Here is a 26,789-nt window from a genome sequence, read left to right on the forward strand (position 1 = left end):
CCAATGCAGGCATGGCAAAGGATGAAACCTCAGGCGCTTGGCTGATAGCGCTCGGCCGCGTTCGCCTGGCGAATGTCCGACAGCAAACCCTGGCGCGCGCCATCCAGTGCATCCCAACGTTCGGCCACATGCAGCGGCGGGATGGTGACCAGTTCGCGGCGATCGAAGCCGACCAGCGCGGCGTCGACCAGTTCGTTAACGTCCATCAAGTCGTTGAGCGTGTTGACGTCGATACCGGCACGCTCCCAGATCTCGGTGCGCGTGCCTGCCGGCAGCACTGCCTGCACGTACACACCCTTGGCTCCCAGCTCCAGGTGCAGACCCTGCGACAGGAACAGCACGAACGCCTTGGTGGCGCCATAGACGGTCATGCCGAATTCGGGCGCCAGACCCACCACCGAGCCGAGATTGACGATGGCACCGCTGCCGGACTGCGCAAAGCGCGGCGCCACAGCGGCGGCAAGCCGGGTCAACGCGGTGATGTTGAGCGTGATCAGGCGTTCGATCGTCTCTGCGGTTTGCTGCAACACACCGCCGGACTGCGCCACGCCGGCGTTGTTGATCAGGATGCCGATCTGCGCATCGTCGCGCAGGCGGGTTTCCACTGCGGTCAGATCGGCGGGCTGGGTCAGGTCGGCCTGCAGCACGTCGACGTTGACGCCATGTGTGTCACGCAAACGTGCCGCCAGTGTGTCCAGGCGCGGCTTGTCGCGTGCGACAAGCACAAGATTGTGGCCGCGTTGTGCGAAGCGCTCGGCATAGACAGCGCCGATACCGGTGGAAGCGCCAGTGATGAGAACAGCGGGAAGTGTGGTCATGAAACGTTCCTTGATGAGAGAGGTGCGACAGGTGCGAAGGCGCGAGAGCCTCAGCCGGTGAGCGTCGGATAATCGATGTAGCCCTCGGCGCCACCGCCGTAGAGCGTGGCCGGATTCAACGGCGCCAGCGCCGCGCCGGTTTGCAGACGTTCGACCAGATCGGGGTTGCTGATGAACGGCCGGCCGAAGGCGAACAGGTCGGCGTTGCCTGCGCCAAGCTGCGTATTGGCCAGCTCCAGGTCATAGCCGTTGTTGGCCAGGTAAGTGCGTTTGAACCTGCTGCGCAGCGAGGCATAGTCGAACGGGGCCACATCGCGCGGGCCGCCGGTCGCACCTTCCACTACATGCAGATACACGATGCCCAGCGCATCAAGTTGCTCGGCGATGTAGTCGTATTGCGGCTGCGGATCGCTGCCGGAAATGCCGCTTGCCGGCGATACCGGCGAGATGCGCACGCCAGTGCGATCGGCGCCGATGTCCTTGCTTACGGCGGCCACCACTTCCAGCAACAGGCGTGCGCGGTTTTCGATCGAGCCGCCATAGGCATCGGTGCGCTGATTGGCGCCGTCCTTGATGAACTGCTCCAGCAGATAGCCGTTGGCACCGTGAATTTCGACACCGTCGAAACCGGCCGCAATCGCATTGGCCGCCGCCTGGCGGAAGTCGTTGACGATGCCCGGCAGTTCGTCGAGCTCCAGCGCGCGTGGCTCGGAGACATCGGCAAAGCCGTTGTTGACGAACACCTTGGTCGCCGCACGGATGGCCGAGGGCGCGATAGGTGCCGCGCCGCCGGGCTGAAGGTCGACATGCGACACGCGGCCCACATGCCAGAGCTGCACGAAGATGCGCCCGCCCTTGGCATGCACGGCGTCGGTGACGGCGCGCCAGCCGGCGATCTGCTCGGGCGTGTACACGCCGGGAGTGTCTTGATAGCCCTGGGCCTGCGGCGATATCTGGGTGGCCTCGGTGATGAGCAGGCCGGCCGAGGCGCGCTGGGCGTAATAGGTCGCAGTCAGGGCAGTGGGTGCCAGGCCGGCGCCGGCCCGGTTGCGGGTCAGCGGGGCCATGACGATGCGATTGGCCAGGGTCAGGGTGCCCAGGGCATAGGGCTCGAACAGCGAAGAGTGGGTCATTGGCGGTGCTCAGAAATCAGTGGTTGACAAAGATTACGATCAAAATCTAAGATGTCAACACTTTGATGACGAACAACATCAATGTACGCTGTCGCTCTCCCCAGTCCCGCACAAGCACGGAGTGTCCCAACGATGAAAGTGACCAAGGCACAGGCACAAGCGAACCGGGCGCACGTCGTCGAGACGGCCTCGGTGCTGTTTCGCGAGCGTGGCTACGAAGGGATCGGCATTGCCGATCTGATGGCCGCCGCAGGCTTCACGCACGGCGGCTTCTATAAGCAGTTCCGTTCCAAAGCGGACCTGATGGCCGAATCGGCGGCCTGCGGGCTGGCCAACATCGCCGCGCAGACCGAGCACGCGGACAAGACGGATTTCGTGAAGTTCTATCTGTCGCGCGGACACCGCGACAGCCCCGCTACCGGTTGCACGATGGCTGCGCTGGGCGCCGATGCCGCGCGTCAGCCGGAGGAAGTGCGCGAAGCGTTTGCGGCCGGGGTCGAAAACCTGCTGGCTGCGCTCGACCGCAGCGGGGCTGCGCCCGGCACTGCCGAGGCAGCGGCTGAGCGCGCCGGCAACCTGGACATGATGGCGCACGCCATCGGCGCCATCGTGCTGTCGCGGTCGTGCCCGGACGATTCGCCACTGGCCGACGAAATCATCGCGGTGTCTCGCGACCAGATCCTGTCGTCGTTGCAACCATCCAACTAACCGACACACGCGCATCCCGACACACGTGGATCCGCATCCCGCGCGGTTTTTGATCGTCAAACACCTGCGCCTGTCACTCACTTTAGGAATTCCCATGACAAACAAATCCCCTGTTGCGCTGGTGACCGGCGCATCCTCCGGCATTGGCGAAGCTAGTGCCGAAGCGTTGGCCGCCGCCGGCTATACGGTGTACGGCACCAGCCGTCGCGGCGCGCAATCCGGGCAGCGCGCCTTCAAGCTGCTGGCGCTGGATGTGACCAGCGATGAGTCCGTGGATGCGGCCATCCAGGAACTGTTGCGGCTGGAGGGGCGCATCGACCTGCTGGTCAATAACGCCGGTTTCGGCGTGTCTCCCGCAGCGGCGGAAGAAAGCTCGATCGAGCAGGCCAAGGCCATTCTCGACACCAATTTCCTGGGCGTTGTGCGGATGACGCGTGCGGTGGTGCCGCATATGCGCCGCCAGGGCAGTGGCCGCATCATCAATATCGGCTCGATCATTGGTTTGGTGCCCACACCGTATGCGGCGCTGTATGCCGCCAGCAAACACGCAGTGGAGGGGTATTCCGAAGCGGTGGACCACGAGCTGCGCAGCTACGGGATCCGGGTTACGGTCATCGAACCGGCCTACACCAAGACCCAGTTCGAGGCGAACAATCTGGCCCCCGACGCGCCGCTGGAAACCTATCGGCAGGTTCGAGCGGAAGTTGGAAAAGTGGTGGCGCAGGCGATGGCGATTGCAGACGAGCCATCCGTGGTGGCCGACGTGGTGGTGAAGGCGGCCCGCGCCCAGCACCCCAGGGTGCGCTACACCGCGGGCAAGATCGCCGGACAACTGCAGTTGTTGCGGCGGTTTGCACCGGCAGGCGTGTTCCAGGCGCTGATTCGCAAGAATCTGCACCTGGATGCGAAGACGTCTGTTGATGCCAAGACACCCACGCACGCCAGATAAGTTTTGTCAGACGCTGCATAGACCAGCAACGGCAGTCGCAGCGACTGCGTGCCGTTGCCGATATACCGCCGCGGCGCGATAACGCGCGCGGCCTCGATCCGAACAGGAGAAGGCAATGACCTTCAACGCGTTGCTGGCGAATCAAACCAGCGAGATGGTTGCTACCACCGTGGTCCAGTTCAACGAAGACGACCTGATGCCGGGCGATGTCACGGTTGCCATCGACTACTCGACCGTCAACTACAAGGACGCACTGGCGGTGACCGGGCGGGGCCCGATCATTCGTCAGTTCCCGCTGATTCCTGGCATCGACTTTGCCGGCGTGGTCGAAGCGTCCACGTCTCCGGGCATTGCGGTTGGAGACCGGGTGCTGGCCAATGGCTGGGGATTGAGTCAGACCCACCATGGCGGCTACGCGCAGAAGGCACGGGTGCCTGGCGACTGGTTGGTCAAGATTCCGGACGCATTTTCCACGCGCGATGCGATGGCGATCGGTACCGCCGGCTACACCGCCATGCTGGCGGTGCTGGCACTGGAACACGGCGGGCTGACACCCGAACGCGGCGACATCCTGGTCACCGGCGCAAATGGCGGTGCCGGTTCGGTCGCCATTGCCTTGCTCTCGGGCCTGGGCTATCGCGTGGTCGCCTCCACCGGTCGCCTGGAGCAGGCCGAGTATCTGCACAGCCTGGGCGCCGCCGAGATCATCGATCGCGCCAGCTTGTCCGAACCCGGTTCGCCGATCGGCAAGGAACGCTGGGCCGGTGTGGTGGATGCGGTGGGCAGCCATACGCTGGCAAACGCGCTGGCGCAGACGCAATATCGCGGCGTCGTCACCGCCTTCGGCATGGCGCAAGGCGTTCAACTGCCGGCATCGGTGCTGCCTTTCATCCTGCGCAATGTCACGCTGGCCGGCATCGATTCGGTCAACGCGCCGCAAGCCGCGCGCGTGCAGGCATGGTCGCGTCTGGCGCGTGATCTGGATCTGGGCAAGCTCGCAACGACAACCCACACCATCGGCCTTGCCGAGGTGCCGCAGAGTGCCGTCCAGCTCTTGGAAGGCAAGGTGCAGGGGCGCACCGTGGTGGACGTGAACGCATGAGCACGCCCACCGCGTCACGTGCGTTCCGCACCCTGGCCACGTTATCGGCGTTGTTGCTTTTCGCCTTGGGCGCCGCCTGGTTGCTTGCGCCTGCGACCATGCTGGCCAACTGGGGCGTCGCATTCGACAGCAATGCGCTGGGCCTGGTCGGCCGCCGCGCTGCGCCGCTGTATGCCGCTATCGGCGTCATGCTGGTCCTGGTGAGAAATGCGCCGCCGTCGCCGGGGCGCCGGGCCGTGATCGCGGGCTTCGTCACCGCGTGTCTGCTGCTGGCAGTGCTGGGCGTTGCGGAGTGGGCCGCCGGGCACGTCAACGCAGGCATCTTCTCGGCGGTCGCGATCGAAGTCGGCTTTCCGCTGGCGTTCCTGCTGGTGACACGTGCCGATGCCGCACAGCGCCGAAACAAGAACGCGTAATGAATGCATGCCTGACAACACCCGGTGGGGTGTTGTCAGGCAAACCACGTTCGTAACACGCACTAAGCCCGGTGCCCGCTCATTTCCTGCCCGGCATGCTTGTCGAAGCGCAGATGCCACCAGGTGGCGCTGAGCGAGATCAGGCTGACCACGCAGAACGCCAGCGAGAAATCGCGTTGCTGCGGCTGGATATGATCGCCGGCCAGCATCGCCAGTTTCAGGATCATCGCGCCTGCGCACACGCCCACCGAGAGCATCAGCTGCTGCAAGGTGGTGTACAGGCTGCTGGCGCGGCTCATGCGCGAGGCGGGGACGTTTTCGTAGGCGATGGTGTTGTAGGCGGCGAACTGGAACGACATGAAGGCGCCGCAGCACAGCAATAGCCCGAACATCAGGGCGTGCGGCCAATCTGGCCGGAAAAAGGCGCACACCATATAGCCCAGGCTGGCGAGCACGCCGTTGCCGATCAGGCTGTTGCGATAGCCGAAGCGGCGCAGCAACTGCGGGGTGATGCTGCGCATCAGCAGCGCGCCGAGTGCGGTAGCCAGAATCAGGCGCCCGCTGTGCGCGGCGCTCATGCCGAAACTGATCTGGAACAGCAGCGGCAGCAGGAACGGATGCGCGCCCTGGGTGATGCGCATCAGCGCGCCGCCGATCACCGACAGCCGGAACGAATCGATCCGCAGCAAGCTCAGATCCAGCAGCGGGGCAGGGTGATGGCGCGCATGCCACAGATATCCCAGTGCCGCGCCGCCGCCGATCGCCAGCAGCCAGCTCGCCTTGCCGATGCCGTTTTCCTGGCTGACCATTTCCAGGCCGAACAACAAACAGCCCAACGCGGTGCCGCACAGCACGAAACCGCGCAGATCGAAGCGCGCGGGAGTCGATTCGCTGGGAATCTCCGGAATGAAACGCCGCACCAGCAAAAAGCCGGCAATGCCGATCGGCACGTTGATGTAGAAGATCCAGCGCCAATCCAGATACGAGACGAAAAATCCGCCCAGCGGTGGGCCGAGCATCGGGCCGATAAAGGCCGGCACCAGCGTCCAGGCCATCGCCGACACCAGGTGCCGGCGCTCGACCGTGCGCAACAGGATCAGCCGGCCGAGCGGGGCCATCATCGCGCCACCGGCGCCTTGCAGCACGCGCGCGGCGACCATGGTGGGCAGGCTGTCGGCCAGCGAACACAGGATCGAGCCGCCGACGAACACCCAGATCGATGCACCGAAGACGCGACGCAGGCCGAAGCGGTCGGCGATGGCACCGCTGGCCGGAATCAGCACCGCCAACGCCAGCAGATAGCTGGTCATGGCGATGCTCATGGCCGGCGCAGCGACGCCGAAATCGCGCGCCAGGGTCGGCAGCGCGGTCGCCAGCACGGTGGCGTCCATCTGCTCCATGAAAATGGCGCAGGCCAGGATCAGCGAGATGATGCGGTAATCGGGATAACGCGGCGGCGGCGTGACGCCTGCCTCGGACACGCTGGAGGACATCGGACTCTCGGTTGCGGGGTCGCATCGCTGGCGCCGCAGACGGCAACCGGATCGGCCTGCGTCGCACGGTGTTGTGCGGCGCAACATGGGTATTGTCCGCCGCTATGGAGCGGGGTTCAAGCGCAGGTGGGTAACAGTGCGTGTGTGTTGATTTAGATGTGGTGGTCTGGGTGGTGGGTGGAGTGTCGGCGTTGATGCAGAGTTTGGCTGCAAAGGCGGCTGATAGTGACGTAGGAGCGCGCGATGGCGATGTAGGAGGCGCGAAGTGATGAATTGTCGGCCGGTCGTCCCCGAGCTGCCTGTACCCTCATCCGGCGCTACGCGCCACCTTCTCCCGATGGGAGAAGGATCCAGAGTCCCTCTCCCTGCGGGAGAGGGGTTGGGGTGAGGGTGCGGCGGAAGACAGCCGACTCTGATCGCTCGCTTCAGATCGCCCGGATCACCACTCGACCAACTCAAACCTTCCGCGCCAACACAGCGCGTATTCCGTACCCTCATCCGGCGCTGCGCGCCACCTTCTCCCGATGGGAGAAGGGATCGCAAAGCCCCTCTCCCTCCGGGAGAGGGGTTGGGGTGAGGGTGCGGCGGAAGACAGCCAACTTCAAATCAACGCTGTACAGCCGGGCCGTCCCAGGCGTCCTTGATCTGCAGGATCTGCGGCAAGGCCTCGCGGAAATGCTGCACCAGGCGCGGTTCCAGTTGTTTGCCGGCCATGCTTTCCAGCTTGCGCACCGCGTCTTCCACCGTCCATGGGGCCTTGTAGGCGCGCCGCCCGCACAGTGCGTCGAAGACGTCGGCCACCGCCACGATGCGCGCGGATTCGGGAATGGCATCGCCGGCCAACCCCTTGGGGTAGCCGCTGCCGTCCCAGCATTCGTGATGATGCAGCGCGATTTCGGCGGCCAGTTGAAACACCGGGCCGCGGCCGTGACGCAGCAAATCGTGCCCGATCTGCGGATGCTGCAGCACCACCGAGCGCTCGTGTTCGTCCAGCGCATCGGGCTTGTGCAGGATGCTGCCGGGTACGGCGATCTTGCCGGCATCGTGCAGGGGCGCGGCGTCCTGCAGCAGCTGCGCTTGTTGCGTGGACCAACCGACTGTTTCGGCCAGCACGCGCGCATACACAGCCATGCGCCAGATATGCGCGCCGGTGTCGGCGTCCTGTCCCTGGCCGGCGGTGCCGAGCAGATGGATCGCATCGCGGTACTGCTGTGCCAGGCGCGCATTTTCTGCCAGCTTCAGTTGGGTGGCGATACGCGCCTTGAGCAGCGCGGGCGAGTAGGGCTTGCTGACGTAATCGGCCGCGCCCGCTTCCAGCCCCGCGCGTTCGTCCTGCTCGCTGCTGCGCGAGGTCACGAACAGGATCGGGATGGTAGTGCTGGAAGGTTGCTGCTTGAGCGTGCGCGCCACCGCATATCCATCCATGTCGGGCAATTCGACATCCAGCAGTATGAGGGCCGGTGCGTGGCGGCTGACCGCATCCAGCGCCTCGCCGCCGGATTTGGCGAAGACCAACGGGAAATCGTCTCGCAGCAGCTGGCGCAGGGTCGCCAGGTTGCTGGATTCGTCGTCGACGCAGAGCAGTGGACGGGACGACATGGATGGATCCTTGCGAACCGGCGCGGGCGGAGGTCAGCGGAAGTGAGTGGCCTGCCAGTCGCGCAACGTGGCTTCGGCGCGACGGAAGTCGAAATCCTCGATGGCGCGTTGCAGTTCCTGCAGCAAGTTACCCGGCAACTGCGGCGTGCAGATCAGCAACGCGTGGTCGATCTTGTCGGCATCGTCGCTGGCAAACGCCGCCTGCAGGATCTGCACGCTGTCGTCGTCCAGTGCGAGACCATCGTCGACAATGACTTCGTCGCCCTCGCTGTCTTGCAGGAAGGCATGGATCGCGGTGGCGGTGCGCTGCATGGTGTCTTTGAGCGCAGTCAACGCAGAGGTGAGGTCGTGGCCTTCATTGATGCGGTTTTCCAGATCGCCGGCGGCACCCGCCAGCGCTGGTAATGCCAGCGACCCTGCTGCGCCGCGCAGCTTGTGCGCCAGCGCACCGATGGCGGCCAGTTCGTTGTTGCGCAGATGCTCGGCGGCGGTTTCGGCCGGGTCCGGATTGTCGCGTAGCAGTTTGAGCAGATAGCGCGCATACGGCTCGCGTTCGCGCCACAGGCTGCGTGCGCGCGCCGCATCCAATAGCTCCGAATCGGCGTGTTGCCACTCAGGGCCGGCGTGCAGCTCGGCCTGCGGGGCAAGCGCGGGAATGCGGTGCAGTGCAGGCTGCAGGAAATGGCGGATGGCAGCGATCAGTTCCTCCACGTTGAAGGGCTTGGCGATGAAACCGTTCATGCCGGCTTCCAGTGCTTTTTCCTGTTGCGGGCGAAACGCACCGGCCGTGAGCGCAATCACCGGCAGACTGGCCAGGGCAGGGATCTGCCGCAGCCGTCGCGTGGCTTCATAGCCGTCCACTACCGGCATCTGCACATCCATCAGCACCAGATGAAAAAGATCCGGCGCGCGCTTGAGCGTGTTGATGGCCTGCTCGCCATCGTGCGCCACGGTGACCATGGCGCCTTCGCCTTCGAGAATGCGTTGTGCCACTTCGCAGTTGATCTCGCTGTCGTCCACCAGCAACAGATGTGCGCCTTCCAGCCGGCGTGCGACGAAGGCGGGTGTGGCGGCGCGCGCAGCGGCGCGCCCTTCGAACAGTTGTTCCACCAGACGATGCAGCGCTGCACTGGTCACCGGTTTGGTCATCACCGCATCCAGACCCTGTTGCTCGGGATGTTGCTCCAGCAGGCGGCGCTCGTACGCGGTGACCATCACGATGACCGGATGCGGGCCGGGTGTTGCACGTGCGCGTATCTGGCGCGCGATCGCCACGCCATCGATATCGGGCATGCGCCAGTCGAGCAGGAAGATGTCGTAGGGCTCGCTGGCCTGTTCGATCGCCTGCAACGCGGCCTGGCCGTTGGCCACCGCATCCACACGCCAGCCGAGTTCGGTGGCGATACGCACCAGATTGTTGAGCGCCGCATCGTGGTCGTCGGCGATCAGGACGCGTGGCATGGACTCCAACGGCAACGTCGGCAACTCGCGCTGTGCCTGCGGCGGTGCGGATTTTTCCAGCGTCACCACAAAATAGAATTCGCTGCCCCGGCCGGGCACGCTTTCCACTTCCAGTTCGCCGCCCATCAATTCGATCAAGCGTCGGCTGATGGTCAGGCCCAGGCCGCTGCCGCCGTAACGCCGGCTGGTGGAGGTGTCGGCTTGCAGAAACGGCGAAAAGATCAGGCTCTGCTTTTCCTTGGAAATGCCGATGCCGGTGTCGCGTACCGAGAACAACAGCTTGAGCTTGTTCGGGTCGCCACTGGGGAAGCGCCGCACCGACAGCACCACCTCGCCCTGTTCGGTGAACTTGATCGCATTGCCGACCAGATTGACCAGCACCTGATTGATGCGCAGTGCATCGCCGAGCAGCCAGCGGCTGTCGCGCGGCAACGGTTCGACAATCATTTCCACCGGCTTGGCGCTGAGCGAAGAACGCATCAGGTCGGCGATATTGTCGAACAGCTGGTTGAGGTCGAACGGTGCGCGTTCCAGATCGATGCGCCCGGCTTCGATCTTGGAAAAATCCAGGATGTCGTTGATGATCTCCAGCAGCGAGCGTGCAGACCGATCGATCTTGGCGACCATGTCCAGCGCCGCAACAGGCAGCTCGCTGCGTTGAAGCAGATACAGCATGCCCAGGATGGCATTCATCGGGGTGCGGATTTCGTGGCTCATGTTGGCCAGGAAATCGGACTTGGACTGGTTGGCGCTCTTGGCCGCGTCCATCGCCAGACGCAGCTGTTTTTCGTGCAGTTTCTGCTCGGTGAGATCCACCGCCACGCCCAGGTAGCCGATCACCTGATCGTTGTCGTCGCGCAAGGTGCTCAGCGTGAGCAACACCGGTAGGTGACGGCCTTCGTGACTGACGTAGGTCCATTCGCTGGTGTCGCTGCGGCCGAGGCTGGTCAGCGCGGCCACCGCTTCCAAGGTGTGCGCCACCGGTGTGCCGGTTTGGTCGGCCAGCATGTGCGCGCGCTCCTGCAGTTCTTCCGGCTCGATAAACTGGCTGGCCTTGCGCCGGCCGATCACCTCTTCGGCCTTGTAACCCAGCAGTTTTTCCGCGGCTGGGTTGAACAGCGTGACAAAGCCGCTGGAATCGGTGGCGATGATGGCGTAACCGGCATGCGCCAGAATCGCGCGCTGCAGCGCGGAGAATTTCACCAGCTCGCTGGTGCGCTCGGCCACCTGGTGTTCGAGCGATGCATTGAGTTCGACGATGCGCTGGTGCGAGCGTACCCGCTCGGAGATGTCGCGGAAGAAATGCGAATGCCCGGTGAGGGTGTCGTCGCCTTCGAGGATCGGCGCCTTGCTGGCCAGTACATAGACTGCGTGGCTATCGCGGTGGCGCATGATCTGCGCTGCAGAGGTCATCACCGGATGTGGCTCGTCGGGGTGTTCGACTTCCGGGACCGCATACGGTTGCGGCAACAACAGCGTTGCCAAGGTGCGGCCGATCGCCTCTTCCGAGCTGTAACCGAACATCGTCTCGGCAGCCGGATTCCAGTGCGTGATGCGTCCATCCGGGGTTTCGGCAACGATCGCTTCGCTGGAGTTGCTGACCAGTGCAGCCAGTTCCATCTGTTTGCGCAGCACTTCTTCGCGGCGCAATCCGTTGCTGAAATACAGCCAGAGCAGCGCGGCGAACAGCACCGAGCCACCCATCACCAGGCTGCCCATCAACCACGGCGAGGTCTGATGGAGCGAGGCGAGAAAGCTGGCAGTGGGGTGGGCGGTGATGATCCAGGTGCGCCCATAGATCGGCAGCAACTGGACAATCGGCGGACGACGCGCACTGTCGCTCGACGGCGTGCCGCTGCGATAGAACGTGTGGGTCGGCTCGTTCTTGTCGGACAGATCCAGCGCAACGTCGTCGCGTTCGCCCAGGGTGCTTTGCACCATCTGTTCGACGCTGAAAGGCGCGTAGACCCAGCCGGTGGTCGCAAGCATGCGTTGTTGCGGCGTCTGCAGCGGCATGCCTTCGCGATAGACCGCGAGCAACACCAGAAATCCGCTTTCGCTGGGAATGCGATACCCCGACAGCGAGACCGGCGAGGTCATGATTGGCTCACCGCTGCGCGATGCCTGCAAGGCAGCGGCACGCCGGCGCGGCTCGGAGGCGATGTCCAACCCGAGCGGCCGGTTGCCCGAGGATTCGGGTTCGAAATACAGCACCATGAAACGTTCGCCATCCCAGGGCGCCAATGGGCGACGATGGATATCGGGCGCACCGTCGGCACGCGCAGCCTGCAGAAAGGCCGCTTCGTCGGCGGGCGCCACGCGATGGATATAGCCGTAACCCAGCACACCGGGAAACTCGCGCGAATAATCGCGCGAGCGGCTGTACTGCGTGAAGCGATCGCGACTGATGAGCCCGCTGCCTGCGCCGATCACCGCGCCGCGTGCGCCGCGCAAGCCATGTTCGAAGGTATACATGCGCTCGCTGATGTTGCGCGACAGGTTGCGCACCACATCGTTGAAACGCTGCTCACGCTCGAGTTCGTTATGCCGATGCACCGCAAGCCCGGTCAGGATGGCGGCGATCAAACCTGCGGTGAGAATCAGCAGTGCACCGATCGAGGTACGGCGCCCGTACTTCCTGCGCAGATCCCAGCGGCCATTCGGCATCTTGTTTCCTTTGCCTTGCTGTTGCGTGCCCAGTGTCCTGGCCGACGGCGAGGTCGGCCTCGTGGTACCGCTTGAAGATGATCCAGTCCGTGCAGCACTCCCCTTGTGCTGCAACGCGCCATTGGTGGCCGGCAAATAATAGGTGGCCGTCAGCGGCTGGCCGTGATTGGGCAGCAGTCAGTGAGTGATCACGTCACTGCCAGTGCATCAGAACGCAAGCCAGATCGACAGCGCATGAAGAGCAAGGCCAATCAATCCACCAACCAGCGTTCCATTGAACCGAATGTATTGCAGATCGCGTCCGACACCCAATTCCAATTGTTCGACGAGGTGACGTTCGTCCCAACTTTTCATCGTCGATGCAATATGTTCGGTCACCGAGACACGCAAGCGCGAGGTGAGTTTGTCAGCAGCCTGCAACATATGCTGATTGAGCGCTTCACGTAGTGAGGGGTCCGACGACAACGCCTGGCCGAGCGATTGCATCGAGCGCTCCATATGCGCGGCCATCGACGATTGTTCACGCGCCAGGTCGTTGCGCAGCGCATCGCGAATCTCGCCCCACAGGCCCTGCACATACTCCTGCAGCGCCGGATGTTCGATCGCGCGCTGCTTGAGCTCTTCCACTCGCACGGCCATTTCCGGCTCGTCGCGCAGGCGCGCGATGTAGCGCTGCAACCAGGCCTCGTAGTCGAGCCTGATTGGGTGCTCGGGCGTTTTGAGAATGTCCTGCAGCTCTTCGATCGCCGCACGCGCCATGCGGTCGGCCAGGCTGTCGCCGATCTCTTCGATCGGCTTGACCCAATTCACCGTGCCGACCAGCTTGGGCCACTCGCGGCGTGCGTAGCGCACGATCAGCGCCGAGGCACGCGTCTTGACCTGTTCCTGGTCCAGCCATTCGCCCAGCCGCAGCAGGACTTCATCCAGCAACTTCTGATGGCGGCCGTCGGTGGTGAGCAGCGCCATCACATCGCCGGCGGTTGCGGCGGCATTCCATTTGCGCAGGCGGTCGACGACGAAGCGTTGGATCGCGCCACGCACGGCTTCTTCGTCCAGCAACTCCAGCGCCTGCTGCATCCAGCCACGCGCCATCTGCGCGAGCATGCGGGCCTGCTCAGGTTTGGCCAGCCATTCGCCGAGCCGGCTGGCGGGGTCGAACACGCGCAGCTTGTCCATCAATGCATCGGGGGCGAGAAACTGGTCGCGCACGAAACCGGCCAGGCCGTCGGCCAGGCGGTCCTTGCCGCGCGGCAGGATGGCGGTATGCGGAATCGGCAGGCCCATCGGGCGGCGGAACAAGGCCACCACCGCAAACCAGTCGGCCAGCGCGCCGACCGTGGCTGCCTCGCAGAAGGCCGACACCCAGGCCCAGATGCCTTGCTCGCCCATCAGGTGACTGACGACAAAGCCGGCAAACATGGCCAGCAACAGGGCCACCGCCAACAGCTTCATGCGCTGCAGCTGGGCACGACGGGGATCGATGGGGCGGGGAGTGCTGACGCTTGGTTCCATGGCCTAAGTGTACCCAGTCGCGTGCGGATGGCATGTCCACGGCGATGCTTGCCAGCAGCCCTGCAAGCGTGGTCGTAGGAGCGCCCTCGGGCGCGATGGCGTTAGCGGGAAAGCTTCATCGCGCCCGAGGGCGCTCCTACGGGTGGTTACACCGATCGGTCGCGCGCGGTTTGTTGTTCGCGATTGCGGCGTGATGGTTCGGTAGGAGCGCGCTTGCGCGCGATGGCGTTACCGGGGAAGCCCATCGCGCCCAGGTGCGCTCCTACGGGTGGCGCTGCGGTCTGTCGTGCACTCAGCCGCGCAGACGCTCCAGCTGCGACTGCAGCGCGGCTACCTTGGCCAGCAGCGCGGTGTTTTCGCTTTCCAGCTCGGTGACGCGGCGCTGCAGCGCTTTCACATCGCGGCGTTCGGCTTCGCCACCTTCGGCTTCGTCGGATTTGGGTTTGCGCTTGGCATCGCGCACCCGTTTGGCGGCCTGCTTGAGCTCGGCCTTGCCGGCCTGCGCGGCGGCGCGTTGCTCGTCCTCGGACAAGGTCGCCACGGCGGCGGCGGCGCTGATCGAAATCTCGCCGGCCCGCACCGCCTGCACCACTTCGGGGGCAGCCTGTTTGTGAATGCGCTCGATCATCACCACCTGGTTGTTGCTCAGGCGCGCCTCGCGCGCCAGCTCGGCGCGGCTGACCGTGGTGGAGGTCTCTTCCCAAGGCGGGCTGTCGCTGTCTTCAGTGCTGCGTGCGGCGCTGTCATCGAGGCCGGTGTCGGACTGGTCATCGCCAACCACTGGCGCTTCGGCAGCGGCGTCGGCATCGCGCTGGGTACGTGGGCGCGCAGCCAGGATCTCGCGCTTGCGCAGCGCCAGCACGCCACGCTGGAAGTCCGACACGCTGCGCCGGCCCAGGTGCTGCTCGATCATCCACAGATGCACGTCCTGCATCGACTGGAAGCGCGGGTTCTGCACGGTCTGGAACGGCAGATCGTGCTTCTGGCAGATGCCGTAGCGGTTGTGGCCATCCACCAGCACATCCCCCCACAACACCAACGCATCGCGGCAGCCCTCGGCCAGCAGGCTGCGTTCCAGCGCCTCGTGTTCGTCGGGCGTCAGCGGGTCGATATAGGCCTTGAGTTCTTCTTTGACAACGATGTTCATGCGGCAACTGCGGGGAAGTGCGGGGCCGGCATTGTAGTGAGCCTGCACCGGCTTTGCGCGCTTGACCGCGACGCGCCCGGGCGCTACACGCGGGCGCTTACGCTGCTGTCATCAAGCCGCTGTCATCAGGCAATGCTGCGCAGGATCTTGCCCAGCGTTTCGACGATCTGCCCGATCTGCTCGGGCGTGACGATCAGCGGTGGCGACAACGCGATGACATCGCCGGTGACGCGCACCAGCAGGCCGCCGTCGTGGAAGCAGCGCTCGAACACCTCGTAGCCACGTGCGCCCGGCGCACCGTCGCGCGGTGCCAGCTCGATCGCGCCGATCAGGCCGACATTGCGGATGTCGATCACGTGCGGCAGCCCGCGCAGGTTATGCAGCGCGTCTTCCCACTGCGGGCCTAGCGTGATCGCGCGCGAAAACAGATCCTCTTCGGCGTAGACGTCCAGCGTGGCGATTGCCGCAGCGCAGGCCAGCGGGTGGCCGGAATAGGTATAGCCGTGGAAGAGTTCGATCGCCGCTTCCGGCCCGTGCATGAAGGCAGCGTGGATCGCATCGGCCACCAGCACCGCGCCCATCGGCACGGTACCGCTGGTCAGGCCCTTGGCGGCGGTGATCAGGTCCGGGGTGACGCCGAAGCGCTGCGCCGCGAACGCCTCGCCGACCCGGCCGAAGCCGGTGATCACTTCGTCGAACACCAGCACGATGCCGTGGCGGTTGCAGATCGCGCGCAGCCGCTGCAGATAGCCTTCCGGCGGCAGGATCACGCCGGCCGAGCCGGACACCGGTTCGACGAACACCGCGGCAATGGTGGACGCGTCGTGCAAGGTGATCAGCCGTTCCAGATCGTCGGCCAGCTCGGCGCCGTGCGCGGGCAGGCCACGTGAGTAGGCATTGCGTTCGATATCGAGCGTGTGCCGTAGATAGTCGGTGCCGGCCAGCAGCGGGCCGAACCATTTGCGGTTGTTGGGCAGCCCGCCGATCGACATGCCGCCGAAGCCGACCCCGTGATACGCCTTCTCGCGGCCGATGAAGCGGGTGCGCTGGCCCTCGCCGCGCAGGCGGTGATAGGCCAGCACGATCTTCATCGCGCTATCCACCGCCTCCGAGCCGGAGTTGGTGAAGAACACATGGCCCAGGCCGGGCGGGGCGATCGCGGCCAGCCGCTGCGCCAGCACGAACGGCAGCGGTGAGCCCATCTGAAAGGTCGGCGCGAAATCCAGCGTGCCTGCCTGCGCGCGGATCGCCGCCACGATGCGCGCGCGGCCATGGCCTGCGTTGCAGCACCACAGGCCGGCGGCGCCATCCAGGATCTGGCGGCCGTCGACATCGCGGTAATACATGCCGGCTGCCGATGCCAGCAGGCGAGGGCGTGCCTTGAACTGGCGATTGGCAGTGAACGGCATCCAGAACGCGTCCAACTGCGAGGGTGCCTGTAACGCATGCGCCTGATCGCTCAGCGGGTGGTCGTGCATTGCAGGCTCCATCGCGGGGATGGCATGACTGTACGGCAGGCGTCGCGTCGCTCGTCACCCCTGGGAATGCCCGATTGCGACGCCGATTCCGCGACACGCGTCGCGCTGCCCGCACGGACTAGTCAATTAGTCGCAGCGTCGGCCGCTAACCTCTGGGAATGCCTTGTAGCGCGGGCTGTGGCGGGACGCGGGCAGGGGATGGGGCTGGGTCGAAGCATTGCAAAGATCCAGTGATCGCCGATGATGCGCCAGACGACTGCCTGTTGGGCCTGGTAGTCGCTGCTGCCCTTATCGCAACACGCCAATCGATCGCATCCATCAATCGTATTCGGGGCCGCTGACACACTCTTCGCGCAGTCGTTTGTCGGTCGCTCTACATCGCACTCATCGTATTTTTTTGGGGAACGGAATGACACAAGGGTCCACCGTGGCGACAGCCAGCGCAGACGCCGGTCTGCTGTCCAAGGAGCGCATCATTGCGCGTCCGGGGTTCAATCGTTGGTTGGTTCCGCCGGCAGCGCTGGCGATCCATCTGTGCATCGGCATGGCCTACGGCTTCAGCGTGTTCTGGCTGCCGTTGTCCAAGGCGCTGGGCATCACCGAGGCGATCGCCTGCCCGGCCGACATGGGCCTGTTCGCGCGCATGGTCGCCACCACCTGCGACTGGAAGATCAGCGAGCTGCAGTGGATGTACACGCTGTTCTTCGTGCTGCTGGGCTGCTCGGCGGCGATCTGGGGCGGTTGGCTGGAACGCGCCGGCCCACGCAAGGCCGGTGTGGTCTCGGCGCTGTGCTGGTGCGGCGGGCTGGTGATTTCGGCCGCCGGCATCCACTTCCATCAGATCTGGATGCTGTGGCTGGGCTCGGGCGTGATCGGCGGGATTGGTCTGGGCCTGGGCTACATCTCCCCGGTGTCGACCCTGATCAAGTGGTTCCCCGACCGCCGCGGCATGGCGACCGGTATGGCGATCATGGGCTTCGGCGGCGGCGCGATGATCGGCAGCCCGCTGGCCGATGCGCTGATGCGCCACTTCGCCACGCCGACCTCGGTGGGCGTGATGGAAACCTTCCTGGTGATGGCGGCGCTGTACTTCGTCTTCATGATGGCCGGTGCGTTCGGCTACCGCGTCCCGCCGAGCGGCTGGACGCCGGCCGGCTGGACCGCACCGGTGGCCAGCAACAACGCCATGATCACCGCCAACCACGTGCACGTGAGCAAGGTCTGGGGCATCCCGCAGTTCTGGCTGCTGTGGGGCGTGCTGTGCCTGAACGTCTCGGCCGGTATCGGCGTGATCGGCATGTCCTCGCCGATGCTGCAGGAAGTGTTCGGCGGCCGGCTGATCGGCGTGGACGTCGGTTTCGGCAGCCTGGATCCGACCCAGCTGGCCAGCATCGCCGCCATTGCTGCCGGGTTTACCGGTCTGTTGAGCCTGTTCAATATCGGTGGCCGCTTCTTCTGGGCCAGCATGTCCGACAAGCTCGGCCGCAAGAACACCTACACGCTGTTCTTCGTGCTCGGCATCTGCCTGTACGCGGCGGCGCCGTCGGCCGGTGACGTGGGCGGCATCGCGCTGTTTGCCGGCATCTTCTGCATCATTTTGTCGATGTACGGCGGCGGCTTCGCCACCATTCCGGCGTATCTGGCCGACCTGTTCGGCACCCAGATGGTCGGCGCCATCCACGGCCGCCTGCTGACCGCCTGGGCCACCGCCGGCATCCTCGGCCCGGTGGTCGTCGGCTATATGCGCGAGTACCAGCTGGCGCACGGCAGCCCGCCGTCACAGGTCTACAACACCACCATGTACATCCTCGCCGGCATGTTGGTGCTCGGTCTGATCTGCAATCTGTTGGTGCGCCCGGTGGCCGCGCGCCACTTCATGACGCCCGACGAGCTGGCACGCGAAAAGCAGCTGGCGCACGAGAAAGTGGATCGCAGCGGGCACGGCGTGTTGCCGCCCGAGCAAATGGCGCGCATCGGGCATGGTGGTAATCCTGCACTGGTGGCGTTTGCCTGGCTGGCCGTCGGTATCCCGATGCTGTTTGGTATCTGGGTCACGCTGCAAAAAGCCTTTGTGCTGTTTCACTGAGATGAGATGACCACTTCGTCTGCCCGCTCCGTGCGCCCCGGTAGTGTGGTGCGCACGGTCCGTCGCCACCGCGGCGGTCGCAGCGCCACGGTGCAGGACATGGTGGCGGCCGAAATGCCGGTCGCCTTCAATTACAACGGCGTGCCGTTCGCAGTGATGATGGCCACGCCGGAGGACCTGGAGGATTTCGCGCTTGGGTTCTCGTTGAGCGAAGGCATCGTCGATCACCCGCAAGACTTGCGGGTGATTGCGGTAGAGACGTTTCTGGAAGGCGCCTCGTTGCAGATCGAGATTCCGCCCGAGCGCGCCGCCGCGTTGGATCAGCGGCGGCGCAATCTGGATGGACGCAGCGGTTGCGGGGTGTGCGGCAACGAATCGATCGAAGCGGTGTTGCGTGTGCCGCCGGTGCTGCAATCCTCGCTGCAGATCGATGTGGATGCATTGGCGCGCGCGTTGGATGCATTGCATGCGCAGCAGCCGATCGCCGCGCAAACCGGCGCGGTGCATGCCGCCGGTTGGGCCGATGCGCAGGGTGTTGTGCGTTACGTGCGCGAAGATGTTGGCCGGCATAACGCGCTCGACAAGTTGATTGGTGCATTGGCGCGCGACCGCGTCGATGCAGCGCAAGGGTTTGCGGTTGTCACAAGCCGCGCCAGTTACGAAATGGCCATGAAAGCCGCGCAGGCCCGGATTCCGCTGCTTGCAGCGATTTCGGCACCGACCGCGCTGGCGATCAGCCTGGCCGACAGTGCGGGACTGACCCTGATCGGGTTTGCCCGCGATCACGATTGTGTCGTTTACAGCCATCCGCAGCGCCTGGATCTGGGCGTTGGCGTGGGAGAGCCCGCATGAGCAAGAAAACCATCCAGCAGTACGACAATCCCGCCGGCGGCTGGGGCGCATTGCGCTCGGTAGCCAAGCACCTGATGGAACAGGACATCGCGGTGCAGGGCGCCAAGACGCTGCTGCACGCCAACCAACCGGACGGCTTCGATTGCCCCGGCTGCGCCTGGCCCGATCGCGATCACACCTCCACCTTCGAATTCTGCGAGAACGGCGCCAAGGCCGTGGCGGCCGAATCCACCGCGCGTCGCGCCGGCAACGAGTTGTTCGCCGCGCACAGCGTCAGTCTGCTGTCGCAATACAGCGATTACTGGCTGGAAGGGCAGGGCCGCCTGACCCACCCGATGCGTTACGACGCGGCCACCGATCACTACGTGCCGGTGAGCTGGGACGATGCCTTCGCGCAGATCGCCGGTCACCTCAACGGCCTGGCTACCCCGGACGAGGCGATCTTCTACACCTCCGGGCGCACCAGCAACGAGGCGGCGTTTCTGTATCAGTTGTTCGTGCGCGAGTTCGGCACCAATAACTTCCCCGACTGTTCCAACATGTGCCACGAGCCCTCCGGCACCGCGCTGCGTTCGCAGATCGGCGTGGGCAAGGGCACGGTGTCGCTGCACGACTTCGAACTGGCCGATGCCATCTTCATCTTCGGCCAGAACCCGGGCACCAATCATCCGCGCATGCTTAGCGAATTGCGTCAGGCCTCCAAGCGCGGTGCGGCGATCGCCGCATTCAATCCGCTGCGCGAGCGCGGGCTGGAGAAATTCGCCGACCCGCAAGACAAGCTGGAGATGCTGCACAACGGCTCCACGCGCATCGCCTCGGATTATTTCCAACTCAAGATCGGCGGCGATCTGGCCGCGGTGAAGGGCATCATCAAGCACGTGCTGGAGCGCGATGCGCAGGCACAGCGCGATGGCACGCCGCGTTTGCTGGATCTGGAGTTCATCGCCGAGCACACCGCCAACTTCGACGCCTTCGCTGCCGACGTGCATGCGGAAGCCTGGGACACCATCGTCGAAGAGTCCGGCCTGGACGAAGCGGCGCTGCGCAAGGCCGGCGAAATTTATCTCAACGCCGAGCGCGTGATCGCCTGCTGGGGCATGGGCATCACCCAGCACAAGCACTCGGTGGCCACCATCCACATGATCACCAACCTGCTGTTGCTGCGCGGCCATCTGGGCCGGCCGGGCGCGGGCGTATGCCCGGTGCGCGGCCACAGCAACGTGCAGGGCGACCGCACGATGATGATCTACGAAAAACCGCCGGCCGCCTTCCTGGACAAGCTGCAATCGGTGTTTGGTTTTGCGCCGCCACGTGAAGATGGCTTCGACACCGTCGGTGCGATCGAGGCGATGCTGGACGGGCGCGGCAAGGTGTTCTTCGCGATGGGCGGCAACTTCGCCGCCGCCACGCCGGATACCGATGCCACGCATCGCGCGCTGCGCAATTGCGAACTCACCGTGCATGTCACCACCAAGCTCAATCGCAGCCACCTGGTGCATGGCCGCGATGCGTTGATCCTGCCGTGCCTGGGGCGCACCGAAATCGACATCCAGGACGCCGGCTCGCAAGGCGTGACGGTGGAAGATTCGATGAGCATGGTGCATCTGTCGGCCGGCATCAATCCGCCGGCGTCGCCTGACCTGTTGTCCGAGCCGGCGATCGTGGCGCGTCTGGCCGAGGCAACGTTGGGTGCGCGCAGTGCAATCCGCTGGCGTTGGTTGGTAGGCGACTACGACCGGGTGCGCGATCTGATCGCGCAGGTATTCCCGGACTTTGCCGACTTCAATCAGCGCGTGCGCACGCCGGGCGGATTTCGTCTGTCCAACACTGCGCGCGACCGCCAGTGGGTGACGCCCGAACAGCGCGCAGTGTTCAAGCCGCACGCAGTGCCCACCGACAACCCGATCCATCGCGCACGTCGCAGCCACAGCGACCAGATGGTGTTTACGCTCGCCACCACGCGCTCGCACGATCAATACAACACCACCATCTACGGCCTCGACGATCGCTATCGGGGCGTATTCGGCGAGCGCCGCGTGCTCTTCATCAACGGCGCCGACATAGCAGCGTTGAACATGAAGGCTGGCGATTGGGTGGACCTGGAAAGCCTGTGCGAAGACGGCGTACACCGCGAGGCGCGCCGCTTCCTGCTGGTGGACTACAACATCCCGCGCGGCTGTTTGGCGGCCTACTACCCTGAAACCAACGCGCTGGTGCCGCTGTCCAGCTTCGCCGACGAAGCGCGTACGCCGACCTCCAAGTCGATTCCGGTGATCGTGCTGCCGCATCGCGCCGAAACTGCGGATGCCGCATCGCGCGATATCGGGGCCGTGCTTGTCCGCTGATCCACAGCTCACCGCACAGCTGCTCACAGCGCTGGCCGACGCACCCGATGGCGTGTCGCTGGCACGGTTGTGCAAGCAGCAGGGTGTGCGCATGAGCGTGCTATTGCGCACGCTGGCCTGGCTTGGCAACGCCAGTTTGGATGGCCAGCCCGGTCCGGGTTGGATCCAGGTGGAAGACCGCGGCGAGCGGCAATTCGCGCTGCTGACGCCCGCCGGGTTGGCAGCGCATGCGCAACGCGAAACGGCGCAAGCGCCGCAGGGTGATTAAGCAATCTTCTTGATTGCTTTGTTGAAAATCTAGCGCTGTTTAGCTGAGGTCAGAAGCTTAGATCAAGAGCCGAGTCAGTCGAGGGCGCGGTGTCCTCACCGCTCGCGGGACACGCCGTGAACCCGTCCCTGGGGGCTCGGTGGCGGCATCCATGCCGCCACACGGTCCCGCAATCGGCGAGGACACCGCACCAGAAAGTTTGCCGGATGTTTTATTGAAAACCATGCACACCGACACTCTCGATTGGTCCTTGCCCGCCCACCGTCGCGGGACCTTACGCGGCATGGATGCCGCGTAAGAGCTTACAAGGACGTACTTGCAGCGTGTCCCGCGATGGTGGGCGGGCAAGGGCCCTGCAGCCAAACCGAAGATCATCGGCTCTATAAGCGATCTATCTGCATTGCCCAACTACTCAAAGCCAACCAATCTTTCGATTCGGTGTGTCGTCGTAGGTGCAGTCAAATGCTTAGGTCAAAAGCCTGGTTGGTCGAGCGCGCGGTGTCCTCACCGCTTGCGGGACCGTGTGGCGGCATGGATGCCGCCACCGAGCCCCCAGGGACGGGTTCACGGCGTGTCCCGCGAGCGGTGAGGACACCGCACCAGAGAGTTACTCGGTTGCTTTGTTGAAAGCCATGCGCACCGACCATTTGGACTGGTCCTTGCCCGCCTACCATCGCGGGACCTTACGCGGCATGGATGCCGCGTAAGAGCTTACATGGACGTACTTGCAGCGTGTCCCGCGATGGTAGGCGGGCAAGGGCCCTGCAGCCAAGCTGAAGATCATCGGCTCTACAAGCGATCTATCTGCATTGTTCAAACGCTCCTTACTTGCAGCGTGTCCCACGATGGTGGGCGGGCAAGGGCCTTGCAGCCAAGCCGAAGATCAACGGCTCTACAAGCGATCTATCTGCATTGTCCAAACGCTCCTAACTTTCCGTGTGTCCCACGATGCTGGGCGGGCAAGGGCCCTGCAGCCAAGCCGAAGATCATCGGCTCTACAAGCAATCTATCTGCATTTTGCAAACGCTCCTAACTTTCTGTGTGTCCCACGATGCTGGGCGGGCGAGGGGCCTTGCAGCCAGGCCGGAGATCATCCGCTCAACAAGTGATCTATCCGCACTCTCTCATCGCTTCAACCGAGATCTCACAGCCCTACTGCCACAAAGCGGACGGTCACGCCTGTAACTTTTTGCAGGCCGGTTGGTCTACGCAAACCGCTGCTGCAATCTGCCAGAATCGGCCGTCTTGTCTTGTCTGGATACCGATCAACGATGACTGCTGCCGCGCCGCTCGCTTCGCCCATCAATTCGCCTGCGCGCGTGCTGTTCGCCAGTTTGATCGGCACCACCATCGAGTTCTTCGATTTCTATATTTACGCCACTGCCGCGGTGCTGGTGTTCCCCACATTGTTCTTTCCTGCCGGCGATGGCAGCGCCGCAATGCTGCAGTCGCTTGCGACATTTGCCGTCGCATTTGTCGCGCGGCCGGTGGGCTCGGCGGTGTTCGGGCACTTCGGCGATCGGGTCGGGCGCAAGGCCACGCTGGTGGCGGCGCTGCTGACGATGGGCTTGTCCACGGTGGCGATCGGCTTGCTGCCCAGCTACGCGCAGATCGGCGTGTTTGCGCCTGCATTGTTGGCGTTGTGTCGCTTCGGACAGGGCCTGGGTTTGGGCGGCGAGTGGGGCGGGGCAGTGTTGCTTGCCACCGAAAACGCGCCGCCGGGCAAACGCGTGTGGTACGGCATGTTTCCGCAGCTGGGCGCGCCGCTGGGCTTTCTATTGTCCAATGGCACCTTCCTGGGCATGGGCGCAGTGCTCGACGAGGCGCAGTTCATGCAGTGGGGCTGGCGGGTGCCCTTTCTGGCCAGTGCATTGCTGGTGCTGACCGGCTTGTGGGTGCGCCTGAGCATCACCGAGACACCGGATTTCCAGAAGACCCTGGACCACAAAACACGCGTACGCCTGCCATTGGGCACGGTGATCACCCAGCACTGGCCGGCCTTGATCATCGGCACGCTGGGTGCGTTCGCCACCTTTGTGCTGTTCTATCTGATGACGGTGTTCGCGCTGGGTTACGGCACCAAGACGCTGGGCTACGACAAGGAGCAGTTTCTGCTGCTGCAGATGGCCGGTATCGTCTTTTTCGCCATCGGCATTCCGCTTTCGGCCAAGTTTGGTGATCGCCATGGCGCACCGCTGGCGATGATGCTGGCCAGCATCGCGATCATCGCGTTCGGGTTGGCATTTGCGCCGCTGTTTCAGGCCAATCATCCGTTGCAGGTGTTGATCTTCCTGGGATTGGGCTTCTTTTTCATGGGATTGACCTACGGCCCCTGCGGCACGCTGCTGGCCGAGTTGTATCCCACCGAGGTGCGTTACACCGGCGCCTCGTTGTCGTTCAATCTGGCCAGCATTCTGGGTGCGGCGCCGGCGCCGTATGTGGCCACGCAACTGGCCGCACGTTATGGCGTGCAGGCAGTCGGGCAGTATCTGGGGAGCGCTGCGGTGTTGAGTCTGTTGGCGTTGATCGCGGCGCGTGCGATGCGGCGCCGCTCCAGCGAAGCGCATCCGTTCGTGTAGGAGTGCGCTGACGCGCGATGAAGCGCTATCTCATGCTTGATTGCATGCGCCGGCAGGCGCTTGCTGAGCAGCTCAGCCGGCCTCGATCAGACTGCCAGACGAACCTGATTGCGACCGCCGGCCTTGGCCAGATACAGGTGCTTGTCCGCCTCGTTCAACAGATGATGCAGCGACTGGTCGCCTTCGCTGGCGATGCACACGCCGATGCTGACCGTCATGCTCAGCGTTTCGTCGCCCACGCGCACGCGCAAGGCACTGATGCGCTCACGCAAGGTTTCGAAATAGTCGCTGGCGTTGGCGACATCCAGCCCCGGCACCAGCAGGCAGAATTCTTCGCCGCCGAAGCGCGCCACCAGATCCTGCGGCCGCGCATGCCCGGAGACCGAGGCGGCCACCGCACGCAATGCCTGGTCCCCGGCTTCGTGGCCCCAGGTGTCGTTGATATGTTTGAAGTGGTCGATATCCACCATGGCCGCAGTCACCGTCTGATCCTGCGACAGCAAGGTGGGGATTACCCGCTGGCTCTGTTCCAGAAAATAGCGCCGATTGGGCAGGCCGGTGAGGAAGTCGCGGGTGGCCAGGTCCTGCAGCGTGCCGATCAGTTCCAGCTGGTCCACGTTCTGCGACACGCGGCAGAAGAATTCTTCGCGTGAGAACGGTTTGCGCAAAAAATCGTTGGCGCCGTTCTTGAGAAAACGCGGGATCAGCGACGAATCGCTGTTGCCGGAAATGCCGATCACTGCAACCTTGTCGCGCGAGCGGATCGCACGCAGCCGGCGGGTGAATTCCACGCCTTCCATGCCGGGCATTTCCTGATCGACGATGGTCAGGCGAATGCCGGGGTCGCGCTCGATCGCCTGCAAGCCGGAGGCACCATCGGCAGCGAGCACCACGCGGTAGCCGTACATCGACAGTAATGCGCCGGCATAGGTACGCGCAGACAAGGAGTCGTCCACCACCAGCGCGGCGATACGGCGATTGCGCTCCAGGCGCTGCACCAGCCAGGCCAGATATTCGATGGCACCTGGCGCATTTTTGAGCACGTAATCGATGATCTGCTGCTGCAGCACGCGCTGGCGCAGATCCTCGTCGTAGACGCCGCTGACCACCACGGTGGGCAGTTTGCGCGAGAGGAAAAATTCCACGACCTTGTCGCGGTCGCCATCCACCAGCACCAGCCCGGTCAGGACCAGGAACCAACCATCTTCTTCGTCCAGTACGCGCGCCGCTTCGGCCAGGGTCGAGACGACCGTGACAGGCAGTTCCACGCGTTGCTCGATGGCTTCGCGCAGCATGCTGGTGAACGTGCGCGAGTTTTCCACCAGCAACACGCGTTGCGGCAAGACTGCGCTTTCACTATTGCGATGTAAGGTGCCTGGGGACATCGGTTAGCCGTGCGGATCGAACCGTCATACCAGCTAACGGCTCTGCTCGCCAAAACTTGAGCGCTTCGTCTCAAAGTGGCGAAGACTAAGAGCGGCTAACAAAACGTAGCGAGCGGTCGTCAGGTGGGCGTGGACGGCGCGGAGGAACCGGAGTGGAGTGGTACATGAGGATTCCGAGCACCGACCGCGCCCGCCTGGCGGCCGCGCAGTAGTTTTGTTAGTCGCTCTAAGAGTGGCTAACAAAACCTAGCGGGAGAGCGCCTGTCAGTGAGTGCAGTGGTTTTGTCGGCCGCATCTTGGCGGATGCAGTCAGAGGTCCAGATCAAACGCTGAGAGGGTCGAGGGCGCGGTGTCCTCACCGCTCGCGGGACACGCCGTGAACCCGTCCCTGGGGGCTCGGTGGCGGCATCCATGCCGCCACACGGTCCCGCAAGCGGTGAGGACACCGCACCAGACAGTTTGCTGGCTGTTTTATTGAAAGCCATGCACACCGATCATCTCCACTGGTCCTTGCCGGCCCACCGTCGCGGGACCTTACGCGGCATGGATGCCGCGTAAGAGCCTACACGGACGTACTTGCGGCGTGTCCCGCGATGGTGGGCCGGCAAGGACCCTGCAGCAAAGTCACAGACCAGCCGCCCTGGCAACTAAGCTATCCGTGCTCTGCAATCACTTCAAGACATACGGGAATTGAGTAATAGCCGGCTTCGCCAAACTAGCGGTGAGCGCAATAGTCTTGTCAGCCGCTCTCAATCGCCAGCACGGAAGCGCGTCGGCGAGCAGCCGGTGTG

Annotated in this window: 18 protein-coding genes and 1 other RNA gene; 9 read left to right on the top strand and 10 right to left on the bottom strand. The window is 64.2% G+C overall.

The genetic code is table 11. The annotated features are described in order from the left end of the window. Nucleotides 1–29: 29 nt before the first annotated feature. Both FFY45_RS20995 and FFY45_RS21000 read right to left on the bottom strand, forming a co-directional pair. On the bottom strand, nucleotides 30–818 hold the full coding sequence (locus FFY45_RS20995; protein WP_176341906.1) for an SDR family NAD(P)-dependent oxidoreductase: 789 nt from the start codon (nucleotides 816–818) through the stop codon (nucleotides 30–32). A 50-nt stretch (nucleotides 819–868) separates the two neighbouring features. Next, entirely contained in the window at nucleotides 869–1,951 is a 1,083-nt protein-coding gene (locus tag FFY45_RS21000; protein WP_176341907.1) for an alkene reductase, read from the bottom strand. 132 nt (nucleotides 1,952–2,083) lie between these two features. Between FFY45_RS21000 and FFY45_RS21005 the strand changes: the two genes are divergently transcribed. The 4 genes from FFY45_RS21005 (at nucleotide 2,084) to FFY45_RS21020 (ending at nucleotide 5,126) form a co-directional block, all read left to right on the top strand. Then, nucleotides 2,084–2,659 carry a TetR/AcrR family transcriptional regulator gene (locus FFY45_RS21005; protein WP_176341908.1) on the top strand — a complete coding sequence of 192 codons (576 nt, stop codon included), beginning with the start codon at nucleotides 2,084–2,086 and terminating at the stop codon, nucleotides 2,657–2,659. Between the two features lie 94 nt (nucleotides 2,660–2,753). Next, a complete protein-coding gene (locus FFY45_RS21010) occupies nucleotides 2,754–3,608 on the top strand; it encodes an oxidoreductase (RefSeq protein ID WP_176341909.1) in 855 nt (284 codons plus the stop codon). 115 nt (nucleotides 3,609–3,723) lie between these two features. Continuing rightward, nucleotides 3,724–4,710: an acrylyl-CoA reductase (NADPH) gene (gene acuI, locus FFY45_RS21015; RefSeq protein ID WP_176341910.1), complete on the top strand. Its 987-nt coding sequence runs from the start codon at nucleotides 3,724–3,726 to the stop codon at nucleotides 4,708–4,710. Then, a complete protein-coding gene (locus tag FFY45_RS21020) occupies nucleotides 4,707–5,126 on the top strand; it encodes a hypothetical protein (protein ID WP_176341911.1) in 420 nt (139 codons plus the stop codon). Before acuI ends, FFY45_RS21020 begins: the two co-directional genes overlap by 4 nt. A gap of 62 nt (nucleotides 5,127–5,188) precedes the next feature. Here the strand turns inward: FFY45_RS21020 and FFY45_RS21025 are convergent, their stop codons facing one another. From FFY45_RS21025 to aptA, 6 genes are all read right to left on the bottom strand, one after another. Beyond that, the gene (locus FFY45_RS21025) at nucleotides 5,189–6,619 is read right to left on the bottom strand and encodes a DHA2 family efflux MFS transporter permease subunit (RefSeq protein ID WP_176341912.1); all 1,431 of its coding nucleotides are present in this window, start codon (nucleotides 6,617–6,619) and stop codon (nucleotides 5,189–5,191) included. Nucleotides 6,620–7,225: 606 nt separating this feature from the next. After that, on the bottom strand, nucleotides 7,226–8,218 hold the full coding sequence (locus tag FFY45_RS21030) for a response regulator (RefSeq protein WP_176341913.1): 993 nt from the start codon (nucleotides 8,216–8,218) through the stop codon (nucleotides 7,226–7,228). Between the two features lie 33 nt (nucleotides 8,219–8,251). After that, nucleotides 8,252–12,346: a CHASE domain-containing protein gene (locus FFY45_RS21035; RefSeq protein WP_176341914.1), complete on the bottom strand. Its 4,095-nt coding sequence runs from the start codon at nucleotides 12,344–12,346 to the stop codon at nucleotides 8,252–8,254. Between the two features lie 207 nt (nucleotides 12,347–12,553). Next, the gene (locus FFY45_RS21040; RefSeq protein ID WP_074057291.1) at nucleotides 12,554–13,858 is read right to left on the bottom strand and encodes a DUF445 domain-containing protein; all 1,305 of its coding nucleotides are present in this window, start codon (nucleotides 13,856–13,858) and stop codon (nucleotides 12,554–12,556) included. Nucleotides 13,859–14,150: 292 nt separating this feature from the next. Further along, nucleotides 14,151–15,005, bottom strand: coding sequence for a plasmid replication/partition related protein (locus FFY45_RS21045; protein WP_176341915.1), 855 nt, complete (start codon nucleotides 15,003–15,005; stop codon nucleotides 14,151–14,153). A 125-nt stretch (nucleotides 15,006–15,130) separates the two neighbouring features. Continuing rightward, the gene (gene aptA, locus FFY45_RS21050; protein ID WP_176341916.1) at nucleotides 15,131–16,495 is read right to left on the bottom strand and encodes an omega-aminotransferase AptA; all 1,365 of its coding nucleotides are present in this window, start codon (nucleotides 16,493–16,495) and stop codon (nucleotides 15,131–15,133) included. 397 nt (nucleotides 16,496–16,892) lie between these two features. On the opposite strand from aptA, the gene FFY45_RS21055 reads away from it, so the two are divergent. The 5 genes from FFY45_RS21055 (at nucleotide 16,893) to FFY45_RS21075 (ending at nucleotide 24,613) form a co-directional block, all read left to right on the top strand. Continuing rightward, nucleotides 16,893–18,569 carry an OFA family MFS transporter gene (locus FFY45_RS21055; protein ID WP_006449708.1) on the top strand — a complete coding sequence of 559 codons (1,677 nt, stop codon included), beginning with the start codon at nucleotides 16,893–16,895 and terminating at the stop codon, nucleotides 18,567–18,569. A gap of 6 nt (nucleotides 18,570–18,575) precedes the next feature. Further along, nucleotides 18,576–19,421: a formate dehydrogenase accessory sulfurtransferase FdhD gene (fdhD, locus tag FFY45_RS21060; protein ID WP_176341917.1), complete on the top strand. Its 846-nt coding sequence runs from the start codon at nucleotides 18,576–18,578 to the stop codon at nucleotides 19,419–19,421. Further along, nucleotides 19,418–21,766, top strand: a complete 2,349-nt coding sequence (locus tag FFY45_RS21065; RefSeq protein WP_176341918.1) for an FdhF/YdeP family oxidoreductase — start codon at nucleotides 19,418–19,420, stop codon at nucleotides 21,764–21,766. Before fdhD ends, FFY45_RS21065 begins: the two co-directional genes overlap by 4 nt. Beyond that, nucleotides 21,756–22,034, top strand: a complete 279-nt coding sequence (locus FFY45_RS21070) for a hypothetical protein (protein WP_176341919.1) — start codon at nucleotides 21,756–21,758, stop codon at nucleotides 22,032–22,034. Before FFY45_RS21065 ends, FFY45_RS21070 begins: the two co-directional genes overlap by 11 nt. A gap of 1,271 nt (nucleotides 22,035–23,305) precedes the next feature. Next, the gene (locus tag FFY45_RS21075; protein ID WP_176341920.1) at nucleotides 23,306–24,613 is read left to right on the top strand and encodes an MFS transporter; all 1,308 of its coding nucleotides are present in this window, start codon (nucleotides 23,306–23,308) and stop codon (nucleotides 24,611–24,613) included. A gap of 86 nt (nucleotides 24,614–24,699) precedes the next feature. On the opposite strand, the gene FFY45_RS21080 is transcribed toward FFY45_RS21075, so the two are convergent. Then, complete coding sequence (locus FFY45_RS21080; RefSeq protein ID WP_023903885.1) at nucleotides 24,700–25,998, bottom strand: diguanylate cyclase; 1,299 nt, start codon at nucleotides 25,996–25,998, stop codon at nucleotides 24,700–24,702. A 93-nt stretch (nucleotides 25,999–26,091) separates the two neighbouring features. Continuing rightward, nucleotides 26,092–26,164: non-coding RNA, sX9 sRNA (locus FFY45_RS21085), on the bottom strand. Nucleotides 26,165–26,789 lie beyond the last annotated feature (625 nt).

Source organism: Xanthomonas hortorum, assembly GCF_011305375.1.
In the GTDB taxonomy this organism is placed as follows: domain Bacteria; phylum Pseudomonadota; class Gammaproteobacteria; order Xanthomonadales; family Xanthomonadaceae; genus Xanthomonas; species Xanthomonas hortorum_E.